Below are 26,768 nucleotides of genomic sequence, written 5' to 3' on the forward strand. Positions count from 1 at the left end.
AAACAACATGAACAATAAAGGAAAAGGATTATTAGCGCTACTTGGTTTAGCGGGGGGTGCATTTGCATTTTGGAAATACAAAAACATGACACCTGACGAGAAGCAAAAACTTAAGGATAAAGCCAACGAAACAGGCAGTAAAATAAAGGAAAGAGCTGGAGAGGTACAGGATACCATTTCAGAAAAGTATGATCAGCTTAAAAATTCTGCAAAAAAAGAGACGAATGATCTTAAAAGAGAAGCAAACGATTTGGCTAATTAGTGATTAATATAGCCAGTTAATAAGAAATCCCGCAATTTGCGGGATTTTTTTTGTGTCTTAATAATGAAGGTAAAAATTAAATTTTTGTAACCTTTACCGCATTCATTCCCCGTTGACCTTTTTCTAGTTCGAACGAAACGTTATCATTTTCTGTAATTTCATCAATAATACCGCTAACGTGGGTAAAATATTTCTCATTATTTTCATTGTCAATGATAAAGCCAAAACCTTTTGACGAATCATAAAATGAAACCTTTCCTTTTCGTACGGGATTAAAAGCTTCACGGTCACCCTCCTCTTTTGGTGGAATACCCAAAACAATGTCTTCAGCCTCAATCTCTACTTTCATAGAAGGATCTGGCGGAGTATCTACCAAGTTACCATTATAGTCAACGTATACGAATTCTATTCCAGGAGTTTTGTCAGCTTTACGGGCCTCTTTCTTCTTCTGCTTATCTTCCCGCTTTTTCAGCTTTGCCTTTTCCTTCTCTTTCTTACTGTACGTTTGTTGCGATTTTGCCATTTGTGTTTTTGAAATAAAAAAAGCCATCCGCGATAGGCAGATGACTTTATAATTAATTATATGTTATTGCTTGTTTTATTGGTTTACCTATCTGGATTTTAAAAATTAATCATCCGAATGCTGCAAATGTACAGTAAATTATACCGTTAAATTCATAAAAAGGGTTAAAGTATTTAAAGATAAGGAATCAATATCCATAAAAATCTTTAGACGTATCACCTTAAATAATTGGAGCTCATTATTAGTGAGATATCAATTTATCGGCATGCATTTGCCTGAGTTTTGCTAGTTTTGGTGAAATAACTGCGGTACAGTAGCCTTGTGATTTGTTGTTTGAATAATAGTCTTGATGCTCATCTTCAGCTGGATGGAACTTTTCCAATGGGCTCACTTCTGTAACGATATCGTTTTCATAATAGCTTGCCATTTCCTTTAAAACCGTTTCAGCAATTGCTCGTTGCTTTTCATCATGATAAAAAATCACAGAGCGATATTGCGTACCTCGGTCCGCTCCTTGCCTATTTAAAGTTGTAGGATCGTGGCTGGTCATAAATATTATAAGCAGATCTTCAAACGACACAATTGATGGATCAAAAGTTACTTGAATTACTTCGGCGTGGCCAGTCAATCCGCTGCATACCTCGCGATAGGTTGGTGTGCCGGGAACGGTACCGCCTGAATATCCCGAAACTACTTTTTCTACACCTTTCACCTGATCAAAAACCGCTTCGGTACACCAGAAGCATCCTCCGCCAACGGTCAATTTTACTGAGTTATTATTTTCCATTTCTCTTTTTTGAATTCAAATTCAAAGATAGTCAGTATACATTTTTTGAACCCTAAAGTACTGTTAAACCTGCTTTGCGTTTTCGCTGCTAATATTTCCTTAATTTGCTCTGAAATTTATATCTTTCAAAGAATTATAAAAAATAACCGTCCATGATTAAAAAACTACTCCTAGCATTATTTATTTTAACAAGTTGCACTCCACTATTTTCACAGGAAAGACCAATTGAAATTGTTGAAGAAGTAAAGGCCAATCGCCTTTTTCTTTATGCGCTAAACAAAAATGAACAGGACCTAGACGTTTTAATTACTGTGGAAGGAACTAACTTTCGTCAAAGTAAAAGCGTTCCAAGACCAGTACGAGTGCCGGCTGCTTCTAAGGCATTGCTTACCAATCTGATTGTTGAAAGAGGAAAAAACGCAAACTATACCTATGAACTAAAAGTGAGCGATAGCCTATCCCACCGAGCTTTACGCAGGGAATTCGATCCCATAAAAATTGATCCCAAAAAAAAGGTAATCGTTTACATACCTGAAAAATGTATGAATTGTGATACTCTCATCGCAAGCCTTAACAAAAGCCGTTATATTTATTCAGCTTACAGTTTTTCTGAAAAACCTGAATTAAAGGACCAACTGGCTCCGGCATTTATAAATTCTTCAGTAAAAATAGATTTAGTTACCACTCCTATAATAAGTTTGGGCGGTGTACTTCACGTAAAAATTGATGATTACGATCAGCTTCTCGAAGAATTAAACAAATAATCATATTTTAAAAAGGATACCCAATTCCAAAGTTGAAAACGGTCTCTTTCACATTAAAATCAAGACGGTTTCCTTCGGACAGGGATGGATCGTGAAATGGAGCGGCAAAATCAAAACGAATTACAAATCCTTGCACATCAACCCTTAATCCAACACCAGCGCCCATTCCCAATTCATTAATAAAATTGGAAGTAAATTTATCCTTTCCATCATAAGTGGGATTCGCCTTTGAGTTCCAAATATTTCCCGCATCGGCAAAAACGGCACCTTTTAGAAACGAAATAATAGGAAAGCGATATTCAATATTGGCCTCTAAGCGTATGTTTCCTGTTTGGTCAAAATAATTGTTTTCCGGATTATTTTCATCACTGTAAGTTCCCGGTCCTAAAGAGCGAATCCTAAAAGCACGAACACTGTAAGGTCCTCCGGAATAATACTGTTTTACGTAAGGTATAACATCAGAATTTCCATAAGCATAGCCATAACCACCAAATAATCTTGTTGCAATAAGTTGCTCTTTCCCAAGTTTAAAATGGTACCTAAAATCCACGTCAACCTTGGCGTATTGTGCATATTCCAATCCCAAAACTTCCTTCTTGCCGGTACCGTTCTCTTTTCCAAATAAACTCACGGAGTTTCCCGCAACGTCCAGTGTGGCATTCACAAAAAATTGGTTTGTTTTTGTAGCGTCCACCATTCCGTTATATGTAAAAGAATAGTTGAGCCCAGAAATAAACTGTTGGTCAAAACTGCGCTTTAAGAATGGGTTTTCATCTAAAATTGCATCAAACTCAGGAGTTGTATTTGAAGGTTTTGTGTAATTAATTGAAATAGGAATAATTTCGTGGGTCACAAATTTATTCGCTTGCCAAATGTACCCAAATTGAGCGGTGCCCGACAATAACGTATATAGTTGGGTCCTGCTCAGATAATTAATGCTTACGCCGGTTTTGGTTTTAGGAATGGAATATTTAAAAAAGTCAGTATTTATCTTTATTGGGAAAATAACGCGAGGAAAGATAAGTTCAGATTTTAGACCTAAATCAATACTGGTATTACCGCTATTTCCACCGCCGCCTACCTGCACCTCATACCCAAAACTGGCCGTTGTGTTTAAAGTTTCACCGCCTTTAAAAAGATTTCTATTACTGTACGTAAGTGCCAATCCTGGACCGGCAAAATTATTTGATTTTGAAACCGCTTGCAATTCGGCTCTTATGGCACGTTTGTTTAACGGTGAAAGAAATATATTGGCTTCCAAAATTCCCAAACTGTCAGAAAGTAACGAATCTTTCTCCTTATACTGAATGTTAACAAATTTATAGGCGCCAATAGTAGAAAGCCGTCTTGCAGTGTTTCTTGAGTCTTCGGGACTGTATAACTGTCCCTCTTCCATTGTTATAAATTGGTCGAGGTACTTTGGTTTGAAAAAATCTGAACTATTTATATAGTTTTTTTCGTTAAAACGCGTCACATCTGCTACTGTAGAGTCCTGCGCATCATATCTTCCATAGACGTTTATTTTTGAAATTTTATAGGGAACAATAGCTTTTTCTGGTACTTCTTTTTTCAACCGAAGGAAAAGATCGAATCGTTTTTTGTCGTATTGATTGGTGTCTGCTTCAAAAATAAGGAAGCTGTTATTAAAATTATAATAGCCTTTTTCTTTTAAATTACGGTCTATTCTTTCACGTTCCTGTTTCATATTTGAAAGGTCGAAACGCATTCCTTTGGAAAGTTTTGCCTCTGCTACAATTTTCTTTATTTCGGAATAAATGGGTTGTGGCAATGAGTCTAACTTATAACTGGCAATTCTATATGGGCTGGAAGCTCTTACGGTATATTGTAATGAAGCTGTTTTTTCTGTTTCTTCAAATTCTGAATTTACGTCACTGTAGAAGAAACCTCTGTTTTCCATTCTATTTAGTAGTATTTCCTCAACCTCATATGGTTTTACATCACTCTGATAAACAGGTTCCTCACCGAACTTTTTATACAAAAACCGATTTATAAATCCTGGGTTCTCCTTTTGCACTTTGTAGTAATAATGAAGTCCCGCGCGCATTCCCAAGAATTTTGAATTAGGCTCGGGACGCAAAGCCTCCTCAAGTACAGCTTCAAGATTGTCCTTGTTCTCAATAACTGAATCAGATTTTACCGCTACTGTCGCGCCAGTATAAAGCCTTTTGCCCTCGGGAATATATTTATTTACTGCACAAGATTGCAGCAACATTAAAATTGCTGCAAAAACTATTACTATTTTGAATGTAAGTTTCACCTGTGTTTTATTTCTTTAAAATCATAACTTATCCCTCTTCATTTTCCTCCTGTATTGCATCAACGCCATTTTCAGTTTTATTCTTTTTATCGTTTTCCTTCTCCTTTTTCGCTTTCGCTTCCTCTTCCGCCTCTTTCGTCCTTGTTTCCGCTGCCTTTTTTTCAGCTTTTTCCTTTTCTGTCTCGCCACGTAGCAAGGCTTGCCACAATTCATCAAACTTATTGAATTCCTGTGTGAAAATTAAAGCGATACCGCTAACGATAGTCTGCCCATCTACGATATTTTCAAATTGATTTTTTCTGAAACCTTTAAGTCGATAACGGCCGTTTTCTGTGAGCAAATATTCCAAACTAACGTTGCCAATTATAGGTGCTGGTTCGTTTGTGGAACTGCTTCCCTGCAAATCTACTTCGCTCCCCACGCGCACTATCAACCTGTCATTAAACAATTCTTTTTGTGCGGCAATATCCAGCTGGGTTCTTTCCTGAGCGGTCTCTCCTTGGTAATCTGTATAACTATCCAAACCAAAATCAAGCTGAACGCCGCTGTTGCCCAAGAGTTTATTAGAGAAAGTATTTAATTGGTCTGAAACAGCATCATTTAAATTGTCGCGCGCAACGGTTGCAAACCCACCACCACTGCCATCGCTGCCTGGCTCAGGATAAAAACGGCCCAACACTAAAAGTGAAAAAACCTGTCTATTAAGTTCGTCTTGCTGCGTATTTACCTGCTGCAATCTGCCGTAAACCTGTCCGCCGATAGCGCCTTGTTCGTCTTCTGGCATATTGATGTCAAAACTGATGACCGGCTGTGTTAATTGTCCGTCAATATTTAAATAGACATTAAAAGGTAAAACCTGCTTGTATTTATTCTTAACCGCAGGGTCTGAACCAGAAATTATAGGCGCCATCAAAGGCGATGCAGACGCTTTTACTGTATAAATTGCTTTCACATCCAACTTAGCATCAAATGGATCGCCAGACCACGAAACGCGGCTTTCTGGAGAAAGTTCAAACCTTCTATTAACAAGATTGTATAAATTCATTTCATAATGACCGCCAACAATATCGTACACGCCGCTCAAGGTCATTCTGCCGTTAGGGTTCATATTAAAATTGAATTCGCCATCGCCATAAACCTCAAAATTATCACCTGTTTCCTGATCGATTATAATAGTTATTTTGGCGGCTTGTCCTATTTTCAAAAGCGCATCTACGTCCAGTCCAGAAAATGTAGCTGTCGTTTCTGTATTTTTCGTTAAAATAGCATCAGGATTCTCTCGATTCACAAAAATAACAATACCATCCCGCTCTTCAATGGCAACACTGGAGGATGGAAGTATGTAGGTTACGTCCGTCCCATCATTTACAGTTAGCCGGGCATTCAATTTTGGAATTTGAAGATCGCCCGTTAACTTGGCATCTGCATCAAAGGAAGCTTTTCCATATATAAAATCATTATCACCCTCGTTAGCATCAAGAACTTGGAAGTTCTGCGCCCTCAGCTTTAGATTGAAAGTTGGGTTGATGAAACTCTCCGTTCCAATCTTTCCGTTCATTACAAGCGTATTTTGGTTTTCATCGCGAACCGTAAAACCATCCATATAAAGGCCTTGATTATCTATACGCAGCACTTCATTGGATAAAGTGAAAGGTGCATTCAGTTTTGTAATTGTAAAATCTGCTTCGTTAAAATTTAGGCTTCCTTCATATTTGGGAGCAGTTGTGGTTCCGGTAACGCTGAAATTTCCAGAAAAACTACCATCCGTATTTTTAATTTCGCCTAAAGAAAATCCTTCTAAAGCGCGCATTTTAAATTCATTGATGTTCAAATCTAAATTCAATTTTGCTTCAGTTCGTGTAGCCACATAATCTCCTGTTAAGTCTAAATCTACTTCGCCATCCTTTAAAGCCAAATCAAAATCATAACTATTACCGCCTTTAGATTTTGCATCAACAGTTAGTTTTCCTAAATCTACATCGAGCAAATTAAATTCTTCTACGGAAATATCTGCTAAAAGACCAGCGTTTCCAAAGGGTTCTACAATTGCTAAGTTCCCGTTTAAACTTCCTTGTGCAAGCTCTTCGGAAGGATTTAAGTAGTTCAGAATTTCACTTAATTTGAAATTTTCAAAGGTAATAGCAGCGTGTTGTTGTGAAACTCCTGAAAGACTGTTGGTTAATTCCACAACCTCATCGTTTCTCGTAAAACGAAAATTATTAAATTCTAGATTGTTTTTAGAGAAAAGGATTTCATTGTTTTCAGGAGTTGACCAAGGGTTTCTATCCAAAATTAAATCTTCCGGAACTATGTGAAACCTAAGTTTCTCTGAAGTTCCCGTAATCTGCGATTGAATATTTATTAACGTACTATCTTTATAAACTGAATTAAATGTCAAGTTCAACTCTCCATTTTGTTGATTACCGGCAATTTTAGTTTTCGGAATATCGAAAGGACCGCCTTTTATATTCTTGAAACCGAGAGCGAAAACAAACTTTTCTTTATCGGTATCCATTGTGAAAGCAAGGCTATCTAATTCATTTCCGCCATAATTAATATGTGGTGCAGTAATATCTGCTTTCAGTTTTCTGGCTGCTTCATCAAAAGCTACGTCAATTTTTATGGTATCCAGCTCTTTTACATTTACCAAAAACACTTCGTTTAAAACGGGAGCTTCCACAATTTGCCCTTTAATTTCAAGCTTTACGGGGTCTTGAATTGTATCTGAGAATTTCACGTTTTTTGAAAAATAGCTGGCTATATGGCGCTGAACTGAAGTGCTGAAAGTTGCTGGATCTGTATTACTTTCCAAACTTAGTTTAATCATTTTATTATCCAGCCAGATAGAGGTTGTATCACTGCGAACGTGGGCTGTTGCAAGAACATCACCAAGTAAGTACGATTTATCGTCATAGACCACTACCCCATCGCCAATGGTTGTAATTACATTGAAACCGTCTTTGTTTCCTTCAAAATCTGCATCAAGTTTAAACGATGTACGCACGTCACGCCCCATTAACCCAAGCGACTGCAGATTAGCGCCAATAATATTTAAATGCGCACTTGCCTGTGGCGCAACGGAATCCAAAACCACATCTGCCTTAAAATCGAGATTTATATTCTTGTCTTTGTAAGATGACACTACCTCTCCCTTTCCGTTTTTAATTTTTCCAGTTATGGGCAAGTTTTCTATTGCGTAACCATTAAATTCAAAACTAGAAATATTAGCTTCCAAAGTAGCGTCCAGACTGTTGATATCTGTACCCGAGCCCTGTGTTTTAACATTTAAACTCAACGTTCCCAATTGGTCGTTTTTCAGTAGTTCGTTGAGTTCGTATTCCTTTATTTCAAGGTTCAAATCAAAAGCAATTTGCGAGTCGTTTTTGAAATGTCCATCAATGATTGCAATACCTTGCGAAGTGGTCAAGTTTGCCTTTGCGTAGATATCTTCCAAATCTCCTTTTGCGTTTCCTTTTAGTGAAATATCCTGCGGTAAACTCACCCCGAGGTCTTCTTCGTTAACAAACTGAAGAAGATCGCTGCGTTTGGTTTGCACTGAAAAACGGGGGATATCAAATTTTAAGTCGTTGGGATTTGTAGCATTTTGAATAAATCCATTCGCGGCAATACGGGTTGTGTTTCCCCAACGAACATTCAAATCTGGAATTTGTATTGCTGAAATAAAACCCGATGCTTCAACATTTCCTGAAAGATATTTCTTGCTGAGTGTCGCTAAATATTCGTTCTTTTTAAGCGCTGGCTGAAACTTGAAAACTTCCTTTAAATCTAGCTGAAAAGAAGGTACGTCCAAAGCAATTTTTGATTGGTCTGGCGCCTCAATTAAAGCTGGCAACGATGGATATTCCAGTCGTAATTTTCCCTTTAGCGTATTATTATTTAACGCTAATTTTAAATCATTAATTTCTAGAAAATTATCTGTAGCTTCCAGATTTAGAGCCAGTTCCTTTAGGTTTATCCCAGAGCCTTCTTCAAAAGTTAATGCGTCCAACTGCAGACCTGCTCTTTTATCCTTCAGAAATATATCGTTTGCTTTTAGATTTAAGTTTTTCAGCGCAATTGCATTTGGATTAAACACATTTTGTTTCACTTCGTTTTCACCTACAAAATAGTTAACGTTATTTCCTTCCAAATCAATTGCTGCAATAGCTATTTTTAAATCTGGCCACTCAAACTTTTGAATATCTTTTTTTAAGTCATCCTTCACTTCTTGGGCTTTTTGAGTTAAGCCATTGGTTTCGGTTTCCGTATTAATAGTAACGATTGAATTTTTTAAACTGAAATCACCAATTTGATAATTGTTATTCGCTAAATCTGCTTTTTTCAATTCTAACAGCAAATCTGCAATCTCCACATTTGCTGCAATTCTATCCGTGTACGACTGATAATCAACAAACACATTTTTAAGGGTAACTTCATCCAAAACCAGATATGGCAATGGCAAGTCCTCCTGCGGCGTGGGCAGTACTGGCGTCTGTATATATTTTATGCGCGCATTGGAAAGCGAACCCTCGGAAGCACGGAAATCCATATTTTCCAAATCGGTTTTCTTCATTTGAAGCGCGAGTGAGCCTATCTTAAACTGGCTATCTATACCAAGCACCGCATCATTGAAGACGACATTGAAATCTTTCAGATTTATATCACCCAAAATAATATTCATGGGCGCGGAAGTAGTATCGGTTTTAACAGTGGTAGTATCTGTAGCGGCAAAGGCATCCATCAAAAACTGAAAGTTGTAACCGTTTATAGAATCTTTTCGAATAATATTTGCGTGTACACCTTCCCAGTCCAAATAGTTGACTCCAATACCGTTTCCGCGAATGATGGGAAGCAAGGGCACATCGGCTTCCAACGATTTTGAGTAAATTAAAGTATCACCCTTTTTGTCTTCCAGATAAAGGCCTTTCAGCATAATATTTCCGTCAAAAGTGATAAATAGTTTCTCTATTTCAACTTTGGTATTGGTTTTATCTGAAACATAATTTACGGCTTTTTGAACAATGATGTCCTGCCCCCAAGGACTGCGGATGAAGAGTATAAGTAAAATGAACAGGATTAAAAGAACTGCAAATATCCACGCAATGATTCTTAAAAACCTGTACTTACTGCTTTTTGTCTTTTTTTCTTTTTTCTTTTCCAAAGCTATTTTTGGTAGGTTTCAAAAGTATGAAAATTCCTTTATACTATATTCGGCGATACGTTTAAGTAATTGCTCATTTGCCATAAACTTCTGTTAAAAATTAAAAGTCAAAATAATGATTTCGAATATTTTAAGTCGAATTTTACATTGAAACTTAAATTACTGAAATAGAGCACTTTTCATTTCTTATCATACATCAATGCGAGAGTTTATGGCGAACCCTAAATTTGTTTCAGATATAATTAATAACTTAAAATTTAAAAATATGGAAAACACAAAAACCACTTGGAATATTGATCCCACACATTCAGAAATCAATTTCAAAGTAAAACACTTGATGATTTCTACTGTAACAGGTAGTTTCGAAAAATTTGATGGAAAGGTTGAAACTTCAAAAGAGGATTTCAAAAATGCAGATTTTTCATTTGCTGCAGAAATTGATTCAGTAAACACCAATAATAAAGATCGCGATGATCATTTAAAAAGTGATGAATTTTTTGGGGCGGAAAAAAATCCAGAATTAAGATTCAAATCAAAATCATTTGACGGTGAAAAAATGGTGGGTGATTTAACAATAAAAGACGTTACAAAAGAAGTAATATTAAACACAGAATACAACGGAACGGCAGTTGACCCTTACGGACAAACAAAAGCAGGTTTTGAGATTGAAGGCGAAATAAACCGTAAAGATTTCGGTCTTACTTGGAATGCAATTACCGAGGCGGGAAGTGTTGTAGTAAGCGATAAAGTGAAGTTGATTGCTTCGCTACAATTCATAAAACAATAATTATTCTATGTCCGTTCTAACAAAGTCGAGAACTACTGGCTCTTTCAAAAAGTTCTTGACTTTAATTTATCCTGAACGGAGCCGAAGGGCTCGACCAGACAGAATAATAAAAAAATAACTTAAATATGAAAACACGAACAATAGAAAGAGTCCTAACCCCGCCCCGACCGCATATGGTTGGCGATGGGTTTAGAGTACATCAATATATTCCTGGAGGTTTGGGCCAAGGTTTTGAGAGAATGGATCCATTTATTATGATGGATTACAACAGCAAATTCTATTTTCCTCCCACAGACCAGCCTCGTGGGGTTGGGGTGCATCCACACAGAGGTTTTGAAACGGTGACAATTGCGTATAGAGGAAGTGTGGCCCATCACGACAGTGCTGGCAATAGTGGTGTAATTGGCGAAGGCGATGTGCAATGGATGACGGCCGCTTCGGGAATTCTTCATAAAGAATATCACGAGGAAGAATTCAGCAAGGCTGGTGGCGATTTCCAGATGGTACAATTGTGGGTAAATCTTCCCGCCAAAGACAAAATGAATGCACCAAAATATCAGGGTATCAAAAATGCTGAAATGACAAAAGTGAAACTTCCCGATAATGCTGGTACAGTTGAAGTTATTGCAGGTGAATACAATGAAGAAAAAGGAACAGCTTCCACTTTTACTCCTGTAAATATGCTCAACGCAAAACTAAATAACGGTGGAAAAGCGACTTTCAGTTTTCCCGAAAATTACAATACCGTAATTTTAGTAGTTGAAGGAAATATTTTAGTGAACAGTTCCGAAGAAATAAAAACCGATGGTCTGGGATTGTTTGCCAATGATGGAGAAGAATTCACAATTCAAGCAACGGATAATGCTGTAGTTTTAATTCTTAGCGGAGAACCAATTAATGAACCAATTGCGGCGCAAGGTCCATTTGTAATGAACACAAAAGCTGAGATTATACAGGCGATTAGTGATTTTAATATGGGCAAATTTGGGTATTTGGAATAATAATTAATTACTTTCTTTTTAATCATTTCAACTCGGTTTAAAATTTTTATGCGCTAACTCTTTCCGAACGCGGCTAAGGCTTTCTGGTGTTATTCCCAAATAGGAAGCAATCATCCATTGTGGAACACGAAGCAGTAAGTCTGGATATGTTTTTATAAAACTTAAGTAACGTGTTTCCGCGGTTGCGCCGAGTAAAAGGTTGATTCGTTTTTGCATATGCAATATGTGGTTGTGCAATAACCTATCGTTGAATTTGCTGAAAGCAAGGCTAGTTTCACTTGCTTTACAAATAAAATCTTCCTCTATAAAAACCACAATGGTATCCTCGATGGCTTCAATATAACTTTCAGAGGCATCATTAAAATAAACACTACTTCTATCTACAATAAACCAATTTTCGGGAGCAAACTGAATTACATGCTCCTTTCCATCCTCATCAAGCATATAGGATCGCAATAGCCCTTTTTCAACAAAAAATGAATGTTTGCATACATCTCCTTTTTTTAAAAGAATTGATCCTTTTTCATAATTCATTCGCTTTAACGGAAAGGATAACTGCTGCGCCTCGGTTTCAGATAAACCAACGGCTTTGATCAAATAGGACGTGAAATCTTCTGGGGTCGTATGGCTCTCAGGCTTTATCATTTATTAATTATTTAAAAGCTTAAAATTACCATTTATCTTTTATTTCTTTTAAAAAAATAGATTATCTTTGATTTTCTTCTCACGATAAATTTAAAAGCGAATATTTTAACTTTTACGTCTATTTTTACGACAAAAAGCGATATAAGTCCGATTAAAAACAAAATTTAACAATTATCATTAGCCTTTCATCAAGCTAGTGCATAAATTTGCAACTCAAAATTGAATGAAATGACCTACAAAAACTTATATCTTTTTATGGGGCTATTTTTGATGTGCGCTTTGTCTCAAGTTCATTCCCAAGTAGGTATTAATACAACTACTCCACGCAAAGCACTAGAGGTTGCAGGGAGTATGAAAATTTCTGATTCCATTGAAATTAGTCAAATAAATGCGCTAAAAGACATAGATACTTCTACATTTCTAATTCAGGATAATCAACAATTTGTAAAAACACTGGATGTAAGTAATCCTATTGGTGAGGCTTTGGGATATATCCAAGTATATTTAATTGAAAACCCAAACCTAGATTGGGTACTGGATTTTGACACCAAAGTTAACGCTAACGATTATGTATTAAACACCATTTCTGCCCATTTTAATCGAGAACTAGTTATGAATACAAGTGATGGTCGCAATTCAAGCGTACCCTATACATCGGCTTTTGTAAGAAATGGAACTTGGCATATTATTGCTGATTATCCTTCTGCAGCTAATAAAAATTCATCCGAAATTGGTACTTGGACAATAACCACTCTCATTTATTCAAAAGATCTTTCCAAACAATTTGGAACCGTAAACATACCAATGAACAATGGTTCTAACGGAAGTGCAACTACCCCAATTATAAATTGAAGACTATGAATAAAGTTACGTTTCTACTGCTTTTTATTATGAACATTGGCTTTGCCCAAGTAGGAGTTGGTACGCTAAATCCACAAGCGGAATTAGATATTAATGGATCCTTGCTAGTGCAGCAAGAATTTGTGACTGGGTCTTTACCTACGGTAAAAATCACAGACGAAAACTTTAAATTATTAACGCGCCTTACAAACTCATCTCCCGTCGGAGAAATTAGGGTGCTAAATGTGGATTCACTTACCGTAGCACCCATTAATGTAGTTAATTACAGATTCGACAACATATATTTAGACAACCTTACCGATGTAGATTTACAATATGACGCCAATAAATATATTGTTGGTGTAGCAAATTTTAGATATGTTGGCGATGCAATAAAGAAAATTGCAACGGGTGGCACCAACTCAATAGGAGCTTTTGTAGTTAGGACTTTTATACAAAATGGAACTTGGCACTTAGAGATCCGAAACAGATTTCTAGATATTACTGACGGTACCGAAGGAATACAATACTACGTAACTTTTATTATTTATGATAAATCCTATTTCAAAAATCTGCCCGCAATAACAACAAACCTAAATGGATCACAGATAGGTGTAGCATCCTCAGTACCTAATTTATAATTAAAACTGATGTTTAAAATTAACAACTTTCATTTAATTTTTTTTCTACTAAACAGTGTTTTTATAATGGCTCAAGTAGGAATTAATAATCCAAATCCTACTGCTACGCTGGATGTAACGGGAAGCGTGTTAGTAGGAAAGAATTTGTATTTGGAAAATCCTGGAGAGTTTCCCGAAATTAGAGGGTCTCAATTATTGATTAAAAAAACGGATGAACAGGTTGTTAAATATGATATTGACCAGAGTAAATATGGCCCCATAAATTATGTACAGTTCGTCTTTAGAAATACTAATACAATTGGACTTCAAAATTATGATACCAAAATTTCAGCAAATGATTATTTAGTTACCGTACAAGGGTTTTATTTCTTGGTAAACGGAACAAACAGTACCAACATTACAATACACAGCAATATTGCCGAAGATAATATTGAAGGATATCAAATCTATGCCTATACAGATAATTCTACCCAAACGTGGCATATCAAAGGGTTTGTAAATGATAGCACGTTTAGAAATGATGCAAATGCGGATACAGCAATCGATCTTTATATAAATTTGATCATTTTCAGAAATGGTTTTATTGCTAAGCCCTTGGAAAATGTATATGTAAATATGAATAATCAAGAAACCAAAACGGTTCCAGCTCCCACAGGTTTTTAAATTTTTAATCTTCTCAATAAAATCATTTCTTCTTTTGGGACAATTAATTTAGTATTATTTTTAAGGAAATATTCATAGAAAAAAAATGAACTGGACATTCGAAAACTTCAAACCTGCTCTCGATAATCTGACGCCACAGGTTCGTGAAAAAGCAGTGAAAATAGCCCATAAGCTAATGGAGCAAGGTGGCATTTCAGAAGAAAGAGCCATCCAACAAGCAATTGTTAGAGCCGAGGAATGGTTTTACAATTCTGAAGGCTAATTTCTATCTTTCTATAGGAAGAAAAGGCCCAACCGAAGATATTTGCTGAAAAGTGTTTATATTTAATTATGACAAAAGCGAGCAAAAAGGAATTAACTCCGAAACTAAGCGAAGAAATTCTCAGCAAATTAAAAGCCCGTTTTGAACAAAACAAGAATCGTCATGAAGACGTTGAATGGGCCAAAGTACAAATGAAGCTGGAAGCAAGTCCCGAAAAACTTTGGTCGCTATACCAAATGGAAGAAACCAATGGCGAACCGGATATTGTGGGCTATGATAGTAAAACAAATGAATATATTTTTTATGACTGTTCCAAGGAAAGTCCAAAAGGACGAAGAAGCTTTTGTTATGACAATGAGGCTTTAGAAGCCAGAAAAGAACACAAACCAAAAAATAGTGCTGCAGGTATGGCTGAAGAAATGAGAATCGAGCTTCTAAGCGAAGAACAGTACCATGAATTACAACAACTCGGCGAGTTCGATACTAAAACTTCAAGTTGGTTGAAAACACCTGCCGATATACGAAAACTGGGCGGTGCTATTTTTGGTGATTTCCGGTTCAATACGGTATTCGTTTATCATAATGGGGTTGAATCTTATTATAGTGGAAGAGGTTTCAGAGGTGCGTTGCGGGTTTAGTAATTTAGTTACAAATCACGAATCAACGAATCCCTAATTAACGAATCGCAAAGCTATTCACGCTCGTGTTCCTCTATATCCTTCCTCAAATCAAGCTTTCTAAGTTTTGGAAAAAAGAATCCCGTGCCTAGCACAGTAAGTATTGTCATCCCACCGCCGAAAACAACAGCTGTTACAGTCCCCATTAATTTTGCAGTAAGTCCGCTTTCAAAAGCACCCAACTCGTTTGATGAACCTACAAACATAGAATTTACTGAAGCTACACGACCACGCATTGCATCTGGCGTTCTTAATTGTAGAATAGTCTGCCTTATAATCATTGAAATTCCATCTGTTACCCCACTCAAAAAAAGCGCAATTACTGAAATCCAAAACCACGTGGAAACCCCAAATATAATAATGCAAATACCAAAGCCAAAGATGGCTGCAAGTAATTTCATACCAGCGTTTTTGTTAAGTGGAAAATGTGCTGAAGTAAACATAATTAATAATGCGCCTACAGCAGGTGCGGCTCGTAAAATTCCAAAACCTTCAGGGCCCACTTTTAAAATATCCTGCGCATAAATTGGTAACAGTGCAACTGCCCCCCCGAAAAGAACCGCAAACATATCTAAAGTAAGCGCCCCGAGAATCACCCTCGTGTTCCTAACAAATCTAATACCCTCTTTCAGGCTTTTCATAATCGGTTCGCCAATATTTGGGTTCAGTATCGGTTTCTTTGGAATTTGGAGCAATAGCAACAAAGCCATTAATGAAAAGGCGAAAACGAAGCACATGGACCAATGCACACCTATCCAATGAATAAAAAATCCACCGAATGCGGGACCTACAACGGCACCCATTTGCCAAACTGAACTACTCCAAGTAGCAGCATTGGGATATATTTTTTTTGGAACCAATAAAGAGAAAAGTGAAAATATTGTAGGCCCAAGAAAAGCCCGTACAATACCGCCGAGAAAAACTAAGAAGTAAACTGTGTAAAGTACCATATCTGTAGAAAGATCGGCGATTATATATGGCCAAGTTATAAGAAATAAACCTAAACTTACAACGGAAAACCCAAGAATACATTTAATTAAAAGTCCGCGCTTTTCTTTTTGATCTACAATATGTCCTGCAAAAAGTGCCATAGACACAGCCGGAATTACTTCCATCAAACCTATAATTCCTAAAGAAAGTGGGTTTTTAGTAATACTGTAAACCTCCCATTCAATTATTACAAACTGCATGCTCCAAGCAAACACCATTGCGAAACGAACTAAAAGAAAAATGTTGAACTCCCGAAATCGTAATGCAGCGTAGGGATCGTTTTTCTTCATTTAAAGAAGCGGTTATTTCAAGAATAAAAAGGTTTTTTTCGAAAAAAAATATTTCGATACTCCAAATGTACTATACCAAATTGAATATGGCAATTGCATAAAGATAAAACCGAACAAAACGAAGCAAGCCAAACATAAGGTAATTTCTAAATTTATAGTGAATCATCCCCGCAGCCATACTCGTCATTGAGTAAGGGATAGGCAGCAAGGCACCTACAATAATTAAGAACCCGCCCCATTTGCGAATGTGTTTTAAATGCTTTTTCATCTTCCCTTCCATATACTCAAAAACGCGGGGAATTGTAAAAATCCATTTTCCGATGAAATAGGAAATAATACCACCAACGTACGAAAGCGTTGCCAATAATGTTAAATATAGTATGGGCTGCGGCATTTTATCGCTCCAAGCAATAAATATTTCAGGAGGAACTAGCCCCAAAAACGATTCGGATGCAAGGAAAACCAACAAAATATTTAGTGGTGCATAGGTTTCTGTTATGTACGTAAAAAGATTGCTGAAATCTATTACGTAAAGATCTACCACGATCAGAGCAACAATCATCAAAATTATTGGTATGATTGCTTTTTTAAGGCTCTGTCCTACAAAGGAATAAAACCCAGTGTATTTATAATACAAATGGGTTCGCTTGAGTTTATTTGTTTCAGATTTTTTAATGGTATTCATTGTGATTATAGATACTAATATTTCTAATATTTCAGTGATAAATTAATTCGTCATTATTCGTTTTTACCAGGTTGCAAATATATAGTTATACCCACCATAGTGCAATTATTTGGCAATACTTTGGTGGTTAATGGTATGTTAAACAACTACTAAATTCTTAAAAGTATGACCGCAGCTTGCTCAAAGGTTAATGTTTAGTTAAATCATTACTTTGTATTACATAGTACTGTAACAATATACCCTTCCCTGCGTCTTTTAGATATAACCCAATAAAACAATTTATTATGAGAACTTTAGACAGCGACCAGTTAACAGGAAAAATGAAAACTTCAAAATCGTATTCTTGGAATATGAAAAGAAGATTTCGCTAATAAACTTAAACAGAAAACAATTAAAACTTACAATTATGAGAACATTGAACAGTAACGAAAAACAACACAGACCACAAAATTCCAAAGCGTATAATTGGAATATGAAACGGCGTTTTAAATAACGTCCACTACTGAAAAACTAAAAGCAACTAACTATGAAAACTTTACGAAATATTCAAAAGAGGATAAAATGCGGATCGCAAAAAGAGCACACATTGAGCTACTTAAACGGAAGTCATCATCTGTTTGAAGATCCTACAATAAGAATAATATGCAGATACGTGTATTGAAACATAAGAAACCGAGAAATGACTAAAGCTGGATATAAGAAATTTAATCCAGCTTTTTTATTTTTTAGGATTGGGACTATATTTACGAACAGGTTTTGGTTTATCTTGAGCTTTAGTCACCTTCTTTTCCGGCATTGGACCCCTCAAATGAATGACCAAACCATTTAAAAAATTACGAAGAAACTGGTCGCCACATTCCATGTATTTTTCATGGTTTTCATTTCTAAAGATAGCACCCAACTCACTCTTGGTCACTGCAAAATCAACTAGCGAACATATTTTTACAATGTCCTCGTCGCGCAGTTTGTGAGCTACGCGTAGTTTTTTCATTATATCATTATTCGTAAGTGCCATAATTTATTTTTAAATGAAATGATCTTTAGGCGAAGGTAATAATTAAACAACAAAACCTTAAACCGCTGTTATATTTTATTTAATGATTGTTAAATTGAGTTTTGGTTTTAGCGATTTTGAATACCTTTAAAGAAAAATAATATGAAAAATTCAGAAAAACATTCAAGTCCAAAAAAGCAATCAGAAATAAAAGGTGAAAACGAAAATCTCCCTTATAACCCAAATATTACTGAACACGACAAAGACATACTTTCACAGAAAAATATTCATGGTGATGGCGGGGATGATCAACAACTACGCGACCGCAAACAAAAAGTAGATTTTGAAGGAAAAGATTTAGATGTTCCTGGTAGAAGTCAAGCTAAAAAGTCTAATGGAAATGGTCTCCGAGATGAAGAAAACAAGCTATTCAGCCAAGGCGGGGAAGACAATGAAAGTTTAGAACAAGATAAACAGTTATAAACATTTATGTACTATCACTTCCCTGTTGGCACCATGTAAACAGGGATTTTTGTGTGTTCCAAAACGCTGGAAGCTACAGTTCCCAAAAATATTCTTTCTAAGGTCCCGTGACTGTGTGTACCCAAAACTATTAAATCTGCTTTCCACTCTTCCGCGTATAGCGTAATACTTTGAGCGGTATCTCCTTCTGCTAAATGGGTTGTAATATTTTCTCCACCCAAATGAGCAGCGGTTTTTTCAAGATAATCTTTTGCCACTTTAACAAATTCTTCCTGAATTCTGAAATCTACAGGGAAGGCATAACCTTCATAGCCCATAAAAGGTTCATACTGCATACCGTAATAGCGTACTTCGGCAAGTACATGGAATAAACAAATTTCAGCTTGCATCAGCTTGGCAAGCTCATAGCCCATATTTACCACTTTTTCCGAGTTTGGGTTATAGTCGAGAGCAATCAGTACTTTTTTCATAATTAGGATGTTTAATGTAAAGTTAAACTACGATTCATGAAAAACATAAAAATTCCTGAAAAAAAACAAAGGAGTAAATAACTTTTCAACCTCGAATTTTATTAAGTAAAGATAACGACACCTTTTTTGATGCCTTTAAATAGATTAGTCAATTACTGTTTCACCAAAATGGCCGTGGCCTTATTGCCAGTTAGAAGATTCCATTCATAGGAAGCGAGCAAATTTCCAATTTCATCATATATATTCAATTGTGCGGTATTTGGGCCAGAGGAACCTTGGTTTAACGCTTCAAAATCTATTTTGTTGAAGCCATCTTTCAGCGGTAAATCAAAACCTCTAAAACTGCCCTCAAGTCTGGCATTGGGTATTTCAATTTCACCATTTACATAAACGCGAATCATATCACCATCCACAAATTCGTGGTCGCGATACATAAATGTTGCTTTTTTGGCTGTAGTTTTAAAGTCGCCAAGATATTGATCTTTACCGTATTCGGGCTTTTCCTCTTTGTCTTTTGTGAAATATTTCGGAGTTTTGTTTGTGCCAGTATATTCAATCAAACCATCTCCGTTTTGCATATCGATTTGTTTCTCTTTTTCTTTTCCTAAATTGGAATTGTTCGGAGTATTTGGATTCTTGGTGTTTGAAAGTGTCGGAGTTTTAATTGCAGGAATTTCAAAACCTGTTGGACTGTTCAAATTGGATTCGGAAGCATCAAAACGCACCGAATTATTACGCAAATCTATTTGCGAAAAAGTTGCCCAACCGGTTAATATAAAACTAATGAGAAATAAATTTTTAAGCATAACGGTAAATTTTTCAATGTTGATAACAACAATTGCACCAAAAATAGTATTCAATTTGGTATAAATTAATTTCTAAAGGCTGAAATTATTTTTTATTATTTCCTTTATTTCTTCGCTTTTTTCTCCAAACGAAGTATAACAACACCGCACACAAAGGAAGTACAATATATATTATTATATCTGCAGGATTAGAAAGGTCTATCGGTTCTGAACTAGGCCCAGGAACTCCAGTGGGTTGTTGTGCACTTATTGCTCCTGAAAACATTGTAAGGCATGAGAGAATTATTCTTTTATCCATTATCATAGAATTTTCTTCTAAAATAAGGAAAAAAGTTAGACCGTGAAATTTTAACAACTTCTGTTAACTATTTGGAAATTACCTCAAATTGTCTTACTATGCCGTGTTATTATTAAAAACTAAGAGAATATATGAGACAACTTAAAATCACGAAGCAAGTAACCAACCGCGAAACCAAATCTTTAAACAGTTATTTACAGGATGTTAGCAAAATAGATTTGATAACTGCCGAAGAGGAAGTTGAGTTGGCGCAGCGCATTCGTGAAGGAGATCAGGCTGCTCTGAACAAATTGAGCAGAGCAAATTTACGATTTGTGATTTCCGTGGCGAAACAATACCAAAATCAGGGATTGAGCCTTCCCGATCTTATTAACGAAGGAAATGTGGGCTTAGTGAAAGCAGCTAAGCGATTTGATGAAACTCGAGGTTTCAAATTTATATCTTATGCGGTTTGGTGGATACGTCAAGCAATTTTGCAGGCTATCGCTGAACAATCCCGTGTAGTGCGTTTGCCTCTGAACAAAATTGGCGATATAAACAAAATAAAGAAAGCCTCCATTCACCTTGAACAAAAATTTCAACGTGTACCTACAGCGGCAGAAATTGCCCAAGAGCTCGATTTCAGTGAAGCTAAAGTGAAAAGTTCACTTAAGAATTCTACACGTAGTCTTTCAATGGACGCACCTTTCCAAGAAGGTGAAAACGACAACAATCTTTATGACGTTCTCAGTTCTGGCGAAAGTCCAAATCCAGATAAAAACTTATTGCATGAATCACTTCGAATTGAAATAAATCGTGCGTTGGACACCTTAGCACCACGTGAAGCAGACGTTGTAAAGCTGAATTTTGGTCTTTGTGGTCAACCACCAATGACGCTTCAGGAAATTGGAGATACTTTTGATTTGAGCCGCGAACGTGTACGCCAGATTCGCGAAAAAGCAATTCGTAGACTTCGTCAAACTTCAAAAAGCCACATATTGAAGAAATATTTGGGCTAATCAATAAATGTTAAAAATATTGTGCTCACAATATTTTATGACTTTCTTAGGAACGGGTTTTATTTCTGCGGTTATCTTTATGGGTTCAACCATCAAACCAAATGACCACAGAAATAATACTCGTTTTTTCTATTCTGTTTGTTACCATTATCCTATTTGCATTTGAAATTTTTACAGTTGATAAAATTGCAATGCTCATTATTGCTTCTTTGGCATTAACTGGATTGGTAAATCCCGAGGAAGCAATTTCCGGATTCTCAAACATTGCAACGATCACCGTTCTTTCTTTAATGATAATTGCGCTTGCTCTAGAGGATAATGGAGTTATTGCTTCCTTGGCAAGACTTCTTAAGAACTTGCATATTCTGCCATTATTTTTACTATTACCCGTTCTCATGCTTATTACAGGAGGAATTTCAGCATTTATAAATACAACCGCAGTAGTAATTGTATTCATTAAAATCATTTCAGAATTATCAAAACGTTTTAATCTGTCGCAAGCAAAACTACTCTTGCCTATTTCGTTCGCAGGTATTTTAGGTGGCAGTTGTACTTTGATGGGAACTTCTACAAACTTGATAGTAAATTCCATTGCACTAGATTTGGGTGCAGAGCGGTTCAGCTTTTTTGAATTTTCTTTTTTTGGTGCAATTTTTTTGGTTATTGGAATGGTCGTAGTAACAATTGCTTCAAGGTGGCTTCCAAAGGATTCTAAGGAAAATTTAAGGGATGCTTACGATTTAGAAAATTATATAACCACCGTTGTGATCAATAACGACTCGGATCTAATTGATAAAAAGATTGAAGACACTTATCTATTTACAAATTCAGAAATTTCTATATTAAAATTAACTCGAAATAAGCAAATTACAAATGCGCCCGGCCGCTACATTACTTTAAAAGCAAAGGATAAACTCGTTCTGATGTGCGATTTGGAAAACCTTACAAGACTTAACGAAGCCAAAGATTTAAGTGTTCACAAGACAAAAGAGAATACAAAGAAGAAAGAAAGTGAAGAAGAAGATATAAAGAAACAAGAAGATTTAGGATTTGTAGAACTACTAATCCTTCCAGGCTCTATATTAGTTGGTAAAACATTGAAACAGCTTAGAAAGCAAACATTTCAAAACGCACTGCCCATAGCTATCAAAAAGAGAAGAAATATCAGAAATACAAAGGAGCGTCTGGTGCGAAGGAATATTGAGCAAATTACCTTAAAACCAGGAGATAGGCTACTCGTAGAAACTCCAAAAGACCAAATTCATCGGCTTGACGATATTGAAAATGTTGCTGTTCTTATGGAACACGATGTTAAGCCTTCTGTTAATACTACCAAAAGAGCTCTTTCATTTGCAATACTATTAGTGGTGGTAGGTTTAGCTGCCAGTGGAGTTTTAAGTATTTTAATTAGCGCCATTACAGGTGTTAGCCTTTTATTGCTCACGCGCTGCTTAGACTTAAATGATGTATACCACCGCATCAACTGGCAAGTAATTTTTCTGTTGGCGGGAATGATTCCGCTAGGAATTGCAATGAACAACACTGGCGCAGATAGATGGATTTCAGACCACTTGCTGGATATTTTAAGCGGGCAGTCAAATATTATTGTAATTGGACTCATTTTTTTGATAACGATGCTAATGAGTAGCGTGGTGAGCAACAATGCAACGGCAATAATTATGACACCCATTGCTATAGCGGTTGCAGTTGGGCTAGATCTAACTATGAAACCTTTTATACTTGCAGTACTTTTTGGCGCAAACTTTAGCTTTTTCACGCCTATGGGTTACCAAACAAATACATTAATTTACGGAATGGGCTTTTATAAGTTCAAACATTTTTTTATTATTGGAGGGACACTTTCCTTAATCCTATGGATTTTGGGTACTTTTATGCTTTCTACTTTATTTTAAACATAATCTAATATGCTAAAAGAAAAATTTTCAGTTCACGATTCAATTACTGGTCTATGGGACAAACTGGACGGTTGGCTGGATGCAATAATTTTGAAGCTTCCTAATTTTGCAGTAGCCGTGCTCGTAATGGTTGTTTTTTACTTTATCGCAAAAGGCCTGAAAAAACTTTCGCATAAAGTACTCTTTAAAAAAATAAGCGACGAGTCTATTAAACAGGTTCTTTCCAAATTAATTTATGCAATTGTCCTATTGGTAGGCTTCTTTATCGCCCTCGGGGTGATGCAATTAGATAAAGTACTTACCTCGGTTTTGGCCGGTGCAGGAGTAATGGGTTTAGCAATTGGTTTCGCACTGCAAGGTACTTTAAGCAATACAGTGTCTGGCTTTATGCTGTCCTTCCAACCCAAAGTTCGTATCGGCGATTATATTGAAGCGCAGGGAAATACTGGATACGTAGAAGAAATCAATTTGAGAAATGTTACAATTCGTCAACCGGATAATGATTACGTTATCATTCCGAATAAGATTTTTGCCGAAAATCCCTTTACCAACTATTCGTGGACAGAGCGAGGCAGAATCTCGGTAAGTTGCGGCGTAGGTTATGAAAGTGATCTGCAAAAAGTGGAAGATTTGGTCGTGAAGATTATTTCTGAAAATTTTGAACAACGCATCAATGAAGGCGTAGAGTTCTTTTATACTGAATTTGGAGATAGCTCAATTAACTTTGTTACCCGATTTTGGATTACAAGTCAAAAACCAAAACCAAAGCTTGAGGCCCAGCACACGGCAATAAAACTTATTAAGAAAAATTTCAACGAAGCTGGAATCAATATCCCTTTCCCTATTCGTACGTTGGATTTTGGAAAGAATAAATTACAGATGGCTCCCAACAAAACCGAATAACTTCGATATATATCTTTCAAAAAAATAATTATGAAAAAATTGCTCAGAATTTTACTTGCCGGTTGGGGCGCCAAAAAAATTGGCGGTGGAAAATGCGGCTGCATAGGTACTATTGTTGTATTCATCATACTGTATTGGCTATTAGGTTATGTTTTCAAAATATTTTGATAGGTTTCTTTTAACAAAACAATAGCATCCGTTAACTAATTTTTTGGTGCATTGTGCGGTTATATTTGCCTCACAAACCCTTAAAAACTTAGTATTATGAAAAAAGCTATTGCATTAACCATGCTAGCAGGAGCGCTTATTGCGACGTCCTGTGTGTCAAAAAAGAAGTATGTAGAACTGGAAACTCAGTACAATGATACCCGGTCTACGCTAGCTAAAACCCAACTTGAAAAAGAAGAAATCGAGGCTAAATATGCCAAGATTGAAGAACGGGTTGCTAGCTACAACTCAAAAATCCAATCTTTAACAGATTCCAACAACAGTCGCTTACAGCAAATTGAAGGCGTTGTAGTTTCGGAAAACGATAAAGAAAAGATGCGTAAAGCCCTTGCCAATGTAGATCCCCAAGAATTGGCGCAGGCAAAAACGTTGAAGGATTCTATGAACCTTATCGTTTCCCACAATCTTAAAAAGAACCTAGACAACAATTTGGTTGGCGAAGGTGAAGAAGATGATATTAAGATTGACATTAATGAAACTGTGGTAATGATTACAATTTCTGATAAATTATTGTTCAACTCAGGAAGTGCGCGCGTTAACAATAAGGCAAATCCACTTTTGGAGCGTCTTGCAAATGTAATAAACAGCGAGCCAGCTCTTGAAGTAATGGTTGAAGGCCACACAGATAGCCAAACTGTAAAGCCAGGTGCTTACATTAAAGATAATTGGGAATTGAGCGTAGACCGCTCCACGGCAGTTATCCGCAAATTACAGGATGATTATGGTGTTGCTCCTGAAAAGCTGATAGCAGCTGGACGTAGCAGTTTTCACCCTCTTACGGAAAATGAAACCAAAGATGGTCGCGCTACTAATAGAAGAACGCGTATTGTAATACTGCCAAACCTTGATAAGTTTTTGGCTTTGCTTTCTGCAAATTAAAATAGAAAGTATTTAAAATTGTGAAGGCGATTCAGAAATGAATCGCCTTTTTTTTGTTTGCAATTTGCAGGTTATTTGGGCATTGAAGGTCGAACCTCAATTTTGCTCGGTAACGTGCGAGGATTCATTTTTAATAAATCTACCACTAGCTCACCTATATCTTCTATTTGAATTTTCCAGGCGTCACTATCATCAGGTTCGTTACCCGCAAAATGTGTAGAAACTGAACCTGGCATTATCGTACTTACTTTTACACCGTGATCTCTTAAATCTAACATAGCAGCTTGCGTAAAGCCAGTCAATCCAAACTTACTCGCGTTATAAGCGCTTCCACCTTTAAAGAAATTGGTGCCAGCCAAACTGGAAATACTTATAAAATAACCTTCATTTTTTTTCAATTGGTCAACACTCGCTTTCAAAGAATAAAAAGGCCCTGAAAGGTTAGTGTCTATAGTTTCTTTCCATTGCTCAATAGTAATGTCTTCCACAGAGCCGAAATGACCAAGACCGGCATTTGCAATTACAATGTCTAGCTTTCCAAATTTATCTGTTGCTTCAGAAACCGCTTTTTGTTGGCTTTCATAATTTCGCACATCAGCCTCTAACCCTATTGCCTGTGCCCTATCGTTTCCGTGAGCGTTTAGTTTTTTGGCTGCTTCTACGGCTGTTTCCTTTGTTCTTCCAGTTATGGCAACGTTAATACCTTCTTTCAGCAATGCTTCCGCAATTCCATATCCTATTCCTTTTGTACCGCCTGTAATAAGTGCGGATTTGTTTCCTAAATCATTCATATTTTTTCGTTTTTCCCAAAGTTACAAATAGTGATTCCGAATGTTATTAAATTCTACTTAAATTTGAAATATGAAGTTGCTGCCAATTTTATTTTATACGTTTCTATTTTTTAGTTTTTCTTCGGAAGAGAATTCTCAACAACCTTTAGTAGATCTCGAGTCGCTTTCAACCGAATTCAGCTATCAAATTCGTTACGCCACACCGTATAACTTTATTGGTGAAACACTTTACGATTGTGCAAAATGCTTGCTCCGCCCTGAAGTGGCCGAAGCACTGCTAGAAGCCAACCAATACTTTTGCGAAAAAGGCTACCGTATAAAAATATACGATTGCTACCGTCCCTTAGATGTGCAGAAAAAGATGTGGGCCAAAGTACCGCGACCAACTTATGTAGGCAATCCCTATGGCAATGGTTCTATCCATAATAAAGGTGCGGCTGTAGATATTACGTTGGAAACTTTAGAAGGTTGTTACATTGAAATGGGTAGCGATTACGATTATTTCGGAAGGGAGGCGCATATTGACAACTATAATTTTTCAGAAGAAATACTCGCCCATCGCAAGTTGCTATTTGAGGGTATGCGTAAATTTGGTTTTAGTACTATTAGAACGGAATGGTGGCATTTTAGCTACAAAAGAAATTGGAGCTACAAAACCCTGAACATTCCCCTGCCCTGCGACTGATTTAATATTTCATTAGCACACTTTCCGTTTGCTTCATTGTAACTTTATAAAAAACAAATAT

Annotated in this window: 28 protein-coding genes; 16 read left to right on the forward strand and 12 right to left on the reverse strand. The window is 36.4% G+C overall.

The genetic code is table 11. The features are described from left to right. Positions 1-7 precede the first annotated feature (7 nt). Positions 8-262 (forward strand): YtxH domain-containing protein, encoded by a 255-nt coding sequence (locus ESV24_RS08795; RefSeq protein ID WP_111815897.1) that lies wholly within the window; start codon positions 8-10, stop codon positions 260-262. A 76-nt stretch (positions 263-338) separates the two neighbouring features. Here the strand turns inward: ESV24_RS08795 and ESV24_RS08800 are convergent, their stop codons facing one another. Further along, positions 339-785 (reverse strand): cold-shock protein, encoded by a 447-nt coding sequence (locus ESV24_RS08800; protein ID WP_111816096.1) that lies wholly within the window; start codon positions 783-785, stop codon positions 339-341. A gap of 241 nt (positions 786-1,026) precedes the next feature. Continuing rightward, positions 1,027-1,572 carry a peptide-methionine (S)-S-oxide reductase MsrA gene (gene msrA / locus ESV24_RS08805; RefSeq protein ID WP_111815896.1) on the reverse strand — a complete coding sequence of 182 codons (546 nt, stop codon included), beginning with the start codon at positions 1,570-1,572 and terminating at the stop codon, positions 1,027-1,029. 152 nt (positions 1,573-1,724) lie between these two features. On the opposite strand from msrA, the gene ESV24_RS08810 reads away from it, so the two are divergent. Next, positions 1,725-2,336 carry a hypothetical protein gene (locus tag ESV24_RS08810; RefSeq protein WP_111815895.1) on the forward strand — a complete coding sequence of 204 codons (612 nt, stop codon included), beginning with the start codon at positions 1,725-1,727 and terminating at the stop codon, positions 2,334-2,336. A gap of 7 nt (positions 2,337-2,343) precedes the next feature. Here ESV24_RS08810 and tamL read toward each other — a convergent pair whose 3' ends face one another. Together tamL and ESV24_RS08820 are read right to left on the reverse strand one after the other, a co-directional pair. Further along, complete coding sequence (gene tamL / locus ESV24_RS08815; protein WP_111815894.1) at positions 2,344-4,569, reverse strand: translocation and assembly module lipoprotein TamL; 2,226 nt, start codon at positions 4,567-4,569, stop codon at positions 2,344-2,346. Positions 4,570-4,642: 73 nt separating this feature from the next. Then, a complete protein-coding gene (locus ESV24_RS08820) occupies positions 4,643-9,775 on the reverse strand; it encodes a translocation/assembly module TamB domain-containing protein (RefSeq protein ID WP_111815893.1) in 5,133 nt (1,710 codons plus the stop codon). A 265-nt stretch (positions 9,776-10,040) separates the two neighbouring features. On the opposite strand from ESV24_RS08820, the gene ESV24_RS08825 reads away from it, so the two are divergent. Both ESV24_RS08825 and ESV24_RS08830 read left to right on the forward strand, forming a co-directional pair. Next, a complete protein-coding gene (locus ESV24_RS08825; RefSeq protein WP_111816095.1) occupies positions 10,041-10,562 on the forward strand; it encodes a YceI family protein in 522 nt (173 codons plus the stop codon). 125 nt (positions 10,563-10,687) lie between these two features. Continuing rightward, positions 10,688-11,563, forward strand: coding sequence for a pirin family protein (locus ESV24_RS08830; RefSeq protein WP_111815892.1), 876 nt, complete (start codon positions 10,688-10,690; stop codon positions 11,561-11,563). Positions 11,564-11,590: 27 nt separating this feature from the next. Here the strand turns inward: ESV24_RS08830 and ESV24_RS08835 are convergent, their stop codons facing one another. Then, complete coding sequence (locus ESV24_RS08835; RefSeq protein WP_111815891.1) at positions 11,591-12,208, reverse strand: Crp/Fnr family transcriptional regulator; 618 nt, start codon at positions 12,206-12,208, stop codon at positions 11,591-11,593. Positions 12,209-12,436: 228 nt separating this feature from the next. Here ESV24_RS08835 and ESV24_RS08840 point away from each other — a divergent pair, with 228 nt between their 5' ends. From ESV24_RS08840 to ESV24_RS08855, 5 genes are all read left to right on the forward strand, one after another. After that, complete coding sequence (locus ESV24_RS08840) at positions 12,437-13,060, forward strand: hypothetical protein (RefSeq protein ID WP_111815890.1); 624 nt, start codon at positions 12,437-12,439, stop codon at positions 13,058-13,060. A 5-nt stretch (positions 13,061-13,065) separates the two neighbouring features. Further along, positions 13,066-13,689 carry a hypothetical protein gene (locus tag ESV24_RS08845; RefSeq protein WP_146743152.1) on the forward strand — a complete coding sequence of 208 codons (624 nt, stop codon included), beginning with the start codon at positions 13,066-13,068 and terminating at the stop codon, positions 13,687-13,689. A gap of 66 nt (positions 13,690-13,755) precedes the next feature. Continuing rightward, complete coding sequence (locus ESV24_RS08850; protein ID WP_146743151.1) at positions 13,756-14,352, forward strand: hypothetical protein; 597 nt, start codon at positions 13,756-13,758, stop codon at positions 14,350-14,352. Between the two features lie 85 nt (positions 14,353-14,437). Then, entirely contained in the window at positions 14,438-14,614 is a 177-nt protein-coding gene (locus ESV24_RS15295) for a hypothetical protein (RefSeq protein WP_170227878.1), read from the forward strand. Positions 14,615-14,682: 68 nt separating this feature from the next. Beyond that, positions 14,683-15,252 carry a DUF4256 domain-containing protein gene (locus tag ESV24_RS08855; protein ID WP_111815887.1) on the forward strand — a complete coding sequence of 190 codons (570 nt, stop codon included), beginning with the start codon at positions 14,683-14,685 and terminating at the stop codon, positions 15,250-15,252. 53 nt (positions 15,253-15,305) lie between these two features. Here ESV24_RS08855 and ESV24_RS08860 read toward each other — a convergent pair whose 3' ends face one another. The 3 genes from ESV24_RS08860 to ESV24_RS08870 form a co-directional block, all read right to left on the reverse strand. Further along, positions 15,306-16,571 (reverse strand): MFS transporter, encoded by a 1,266-nt coding sequence (locus ESV24_RS08860; protein WP_111815886.1) that lies wholly within the window; start codon positions 16,569-16,571, stop codon positions 15,306-15,308. Positions 16,572-16,641: 70 nt separating this feature from the next. After that, positions 16,642-17,256 carry a YqaA family protein gene (locus ESV24_RS08865; protein WP_111815885.1) on the reverse strand — a complete coding sequence of 205 codons (615 nt, stop codon included), beginning with the start codon at positions 17,254-17,256 and terminating at the stop codon, positions 16,642-16,644. A gap of 718 nt (positions 17,257-17,974) precedes the next feature. Next, on the reverse strand, positions 17,975-18,271 hold the full coding sequence (locus ESV24_RS08870) for a DUF1456 family protein (protein ID WP_111815884.1): 297 nt from the start codon (positions 18,269-18,271) through the stop codon (positions 17,975-17,977). Positions 18,272-18,412: 141 nt separating this feature from the next. On the opposite strand from ESV24_RS08870, the gene ESV24_RS08875 reads away from it, so the two are divergent. Continuing rightward, entirely contained in the window at positions 18,413-18,733 is a 321-nt protein-coding gene (locus ESV24_RS08875; RefSeq protein WP_111815883.1) for a hypothetical protein, read from the forward strand. 14 nt (positions 18,734-18,747) lie between these two features. Here the strand turns inward: ESV24_RS08875 and ESV24_RS08880 are convergent, their stop codons facing one another. The 3 genes from ESV24_RS08880 to ESV24_RS08890 form a co-directional block, all read right to left on the reverse strand. Beyond that, the gene (locus ESV24_RS08880; RefSeq protein WP_111815882.1) at positions 18,748-19,203 is read right to left on the reverse strand and encodes a universal stress protein; all 456 of its coding nucleotides are present in this window, start codon (positions 19,201-19,203) and stop codon (positions 18,748-18,750) included. A 152-nt stretch (positions 19,204-19,355) separates the two neighbouring features. Next, entirely contained in the window at positions 19,356-20,063 is a 708-nt protein-coding gene (locus ESV24_RS08885) for a hypothetical protein (RefSeq protein ID WP_111815881.1), read from the reverse strand. Between the two features lie 31 nt (positions 20,064-20,094). Beyond that, positions 20,095-20,307 (reverse strand): adenylosuccinate synthetase, encoded by a 213-nt coding sequence (locus ESV24_RS08890; protein ID WP_146743149.1) that lies wholly within the window; start codon positions 20,305-20,307, stop codon positions 20,095-20,097. A gap of 131 nt (positions 20,308-20,438) precedes the next feature. Here ESV24_RS08890 and ESV24_RS08895 point away from each other — a divergent pair, with 131 nt between their 5' ends. The 5 genes from ESV24_RS08895 to ESV24_RS08910 all read left to right on the forward strand — a co-directional run bounded on the left by ESV24_RS08895 (position 20,439) and on the right by ESV24_RS08910 (position 25,231). Then, positions 20,439-21,305 (forward strand): sigma-70 family RNA polymerase sigma factor, encoded by an 867-nt coding sequence (locus tag ESV24_RS08895; RefSeq protein WP_111815879.1) that lies wholly within the window; start codon positions 20,439-20,441, stop codon positions 21,303-21,305. A gap of 101 nt (positions 21,306-21,406) precedes the next feature. Continuing rightward, positions 21,407-23,218, forward strand: a complete 1,812-nt coding sequence (locus ESV24_RS08900; RefSeq protein ID WP_111815878.1) for an SLC13 family permease — start codon at positions 21,407-21,409, stop codon at positions 23,216-23,218. 12 nt (positions 23,219-23,230) lie between these two features. Further along, positions 23,231-24,124 carry a mechanosensitive ion channel family protein gene (locus ESV24_RS08905; protein WP_111815877.1) on the forward strand — a complete coding sequence of 298 codons (894 nt, stop codon included), beginning with the start codon at positions 23,231-23,233 and terminating at the stop codon, positions 24,122-24,124. A 30-nt stretch (positions 24,125-24,154) separates the two neighbouring features. Beyond that, positions 24,155-24,292, forward strand: a complete 138-nt coding sequence (locus ESV24_RS15300) for a hypothetical protein (protein WP_170227879.1) — start codon at positions 24,155-24,157, stop codon at positions 24,290-24,292. A 96-nt stretch (positions 24,293-24,388) separates the two neighbouring features. Then, on the forward strand, positions 24,389-25,231 hold the full coding sequence (locus ESV24_RS08910) for an OmpA/MotB family protein (RefSeq protein ID WP_111815876.1): 843 nt from the start codon (positions 24,389-24,391) through the stop codon (positions 25,229-25,231). 71 nt (positions 25,232-25,302) lie between these two features. Here ESV24_RS08910 and ESV24_RS08915 read toward each other — a convergent pair whose 3' ends face one another. After that, complete coding sequence (locus ESV24_RS08915) at positions 25,303-26,022, reverse strand: SDR family oxidoreductase (RefSeq protein WP_111815875.1); 720 nt, start codon at positions 26,020-26,022, stop codon at positions 25,303-25,305. A gap of 70 nt (positions 26,023-26,092) precedes the next feature. On the opposite strand from ESV24_RS08915, the gene ESV24_RS08920 reads away from it, so the two are divergent. Then, positions 26,093-26,707: a M15 family metallopeptidase gene (locus ESV24_RS08920; RefSeq protein ID WP_111815874.1), complete on the forward strand. Its 615-nt coding sequence runs from the start codon at positions 26,093-26,095 to the stop codon at positions 26,705-26,707. The last annotated feature ends 61 nt before the right edge of the window (positions 26,708-26,768 follow it).

It is taken from the genome of Aequorivita lipolytica, from assembly GCF_007997135.1.
GTDB classification, from domain to species: Bacteria; Bacteroidota; Bacteroidia; order Flavobacteriales; family Flavobacteriaceae; genus Aequorivita; species Aequorivita lipolytica.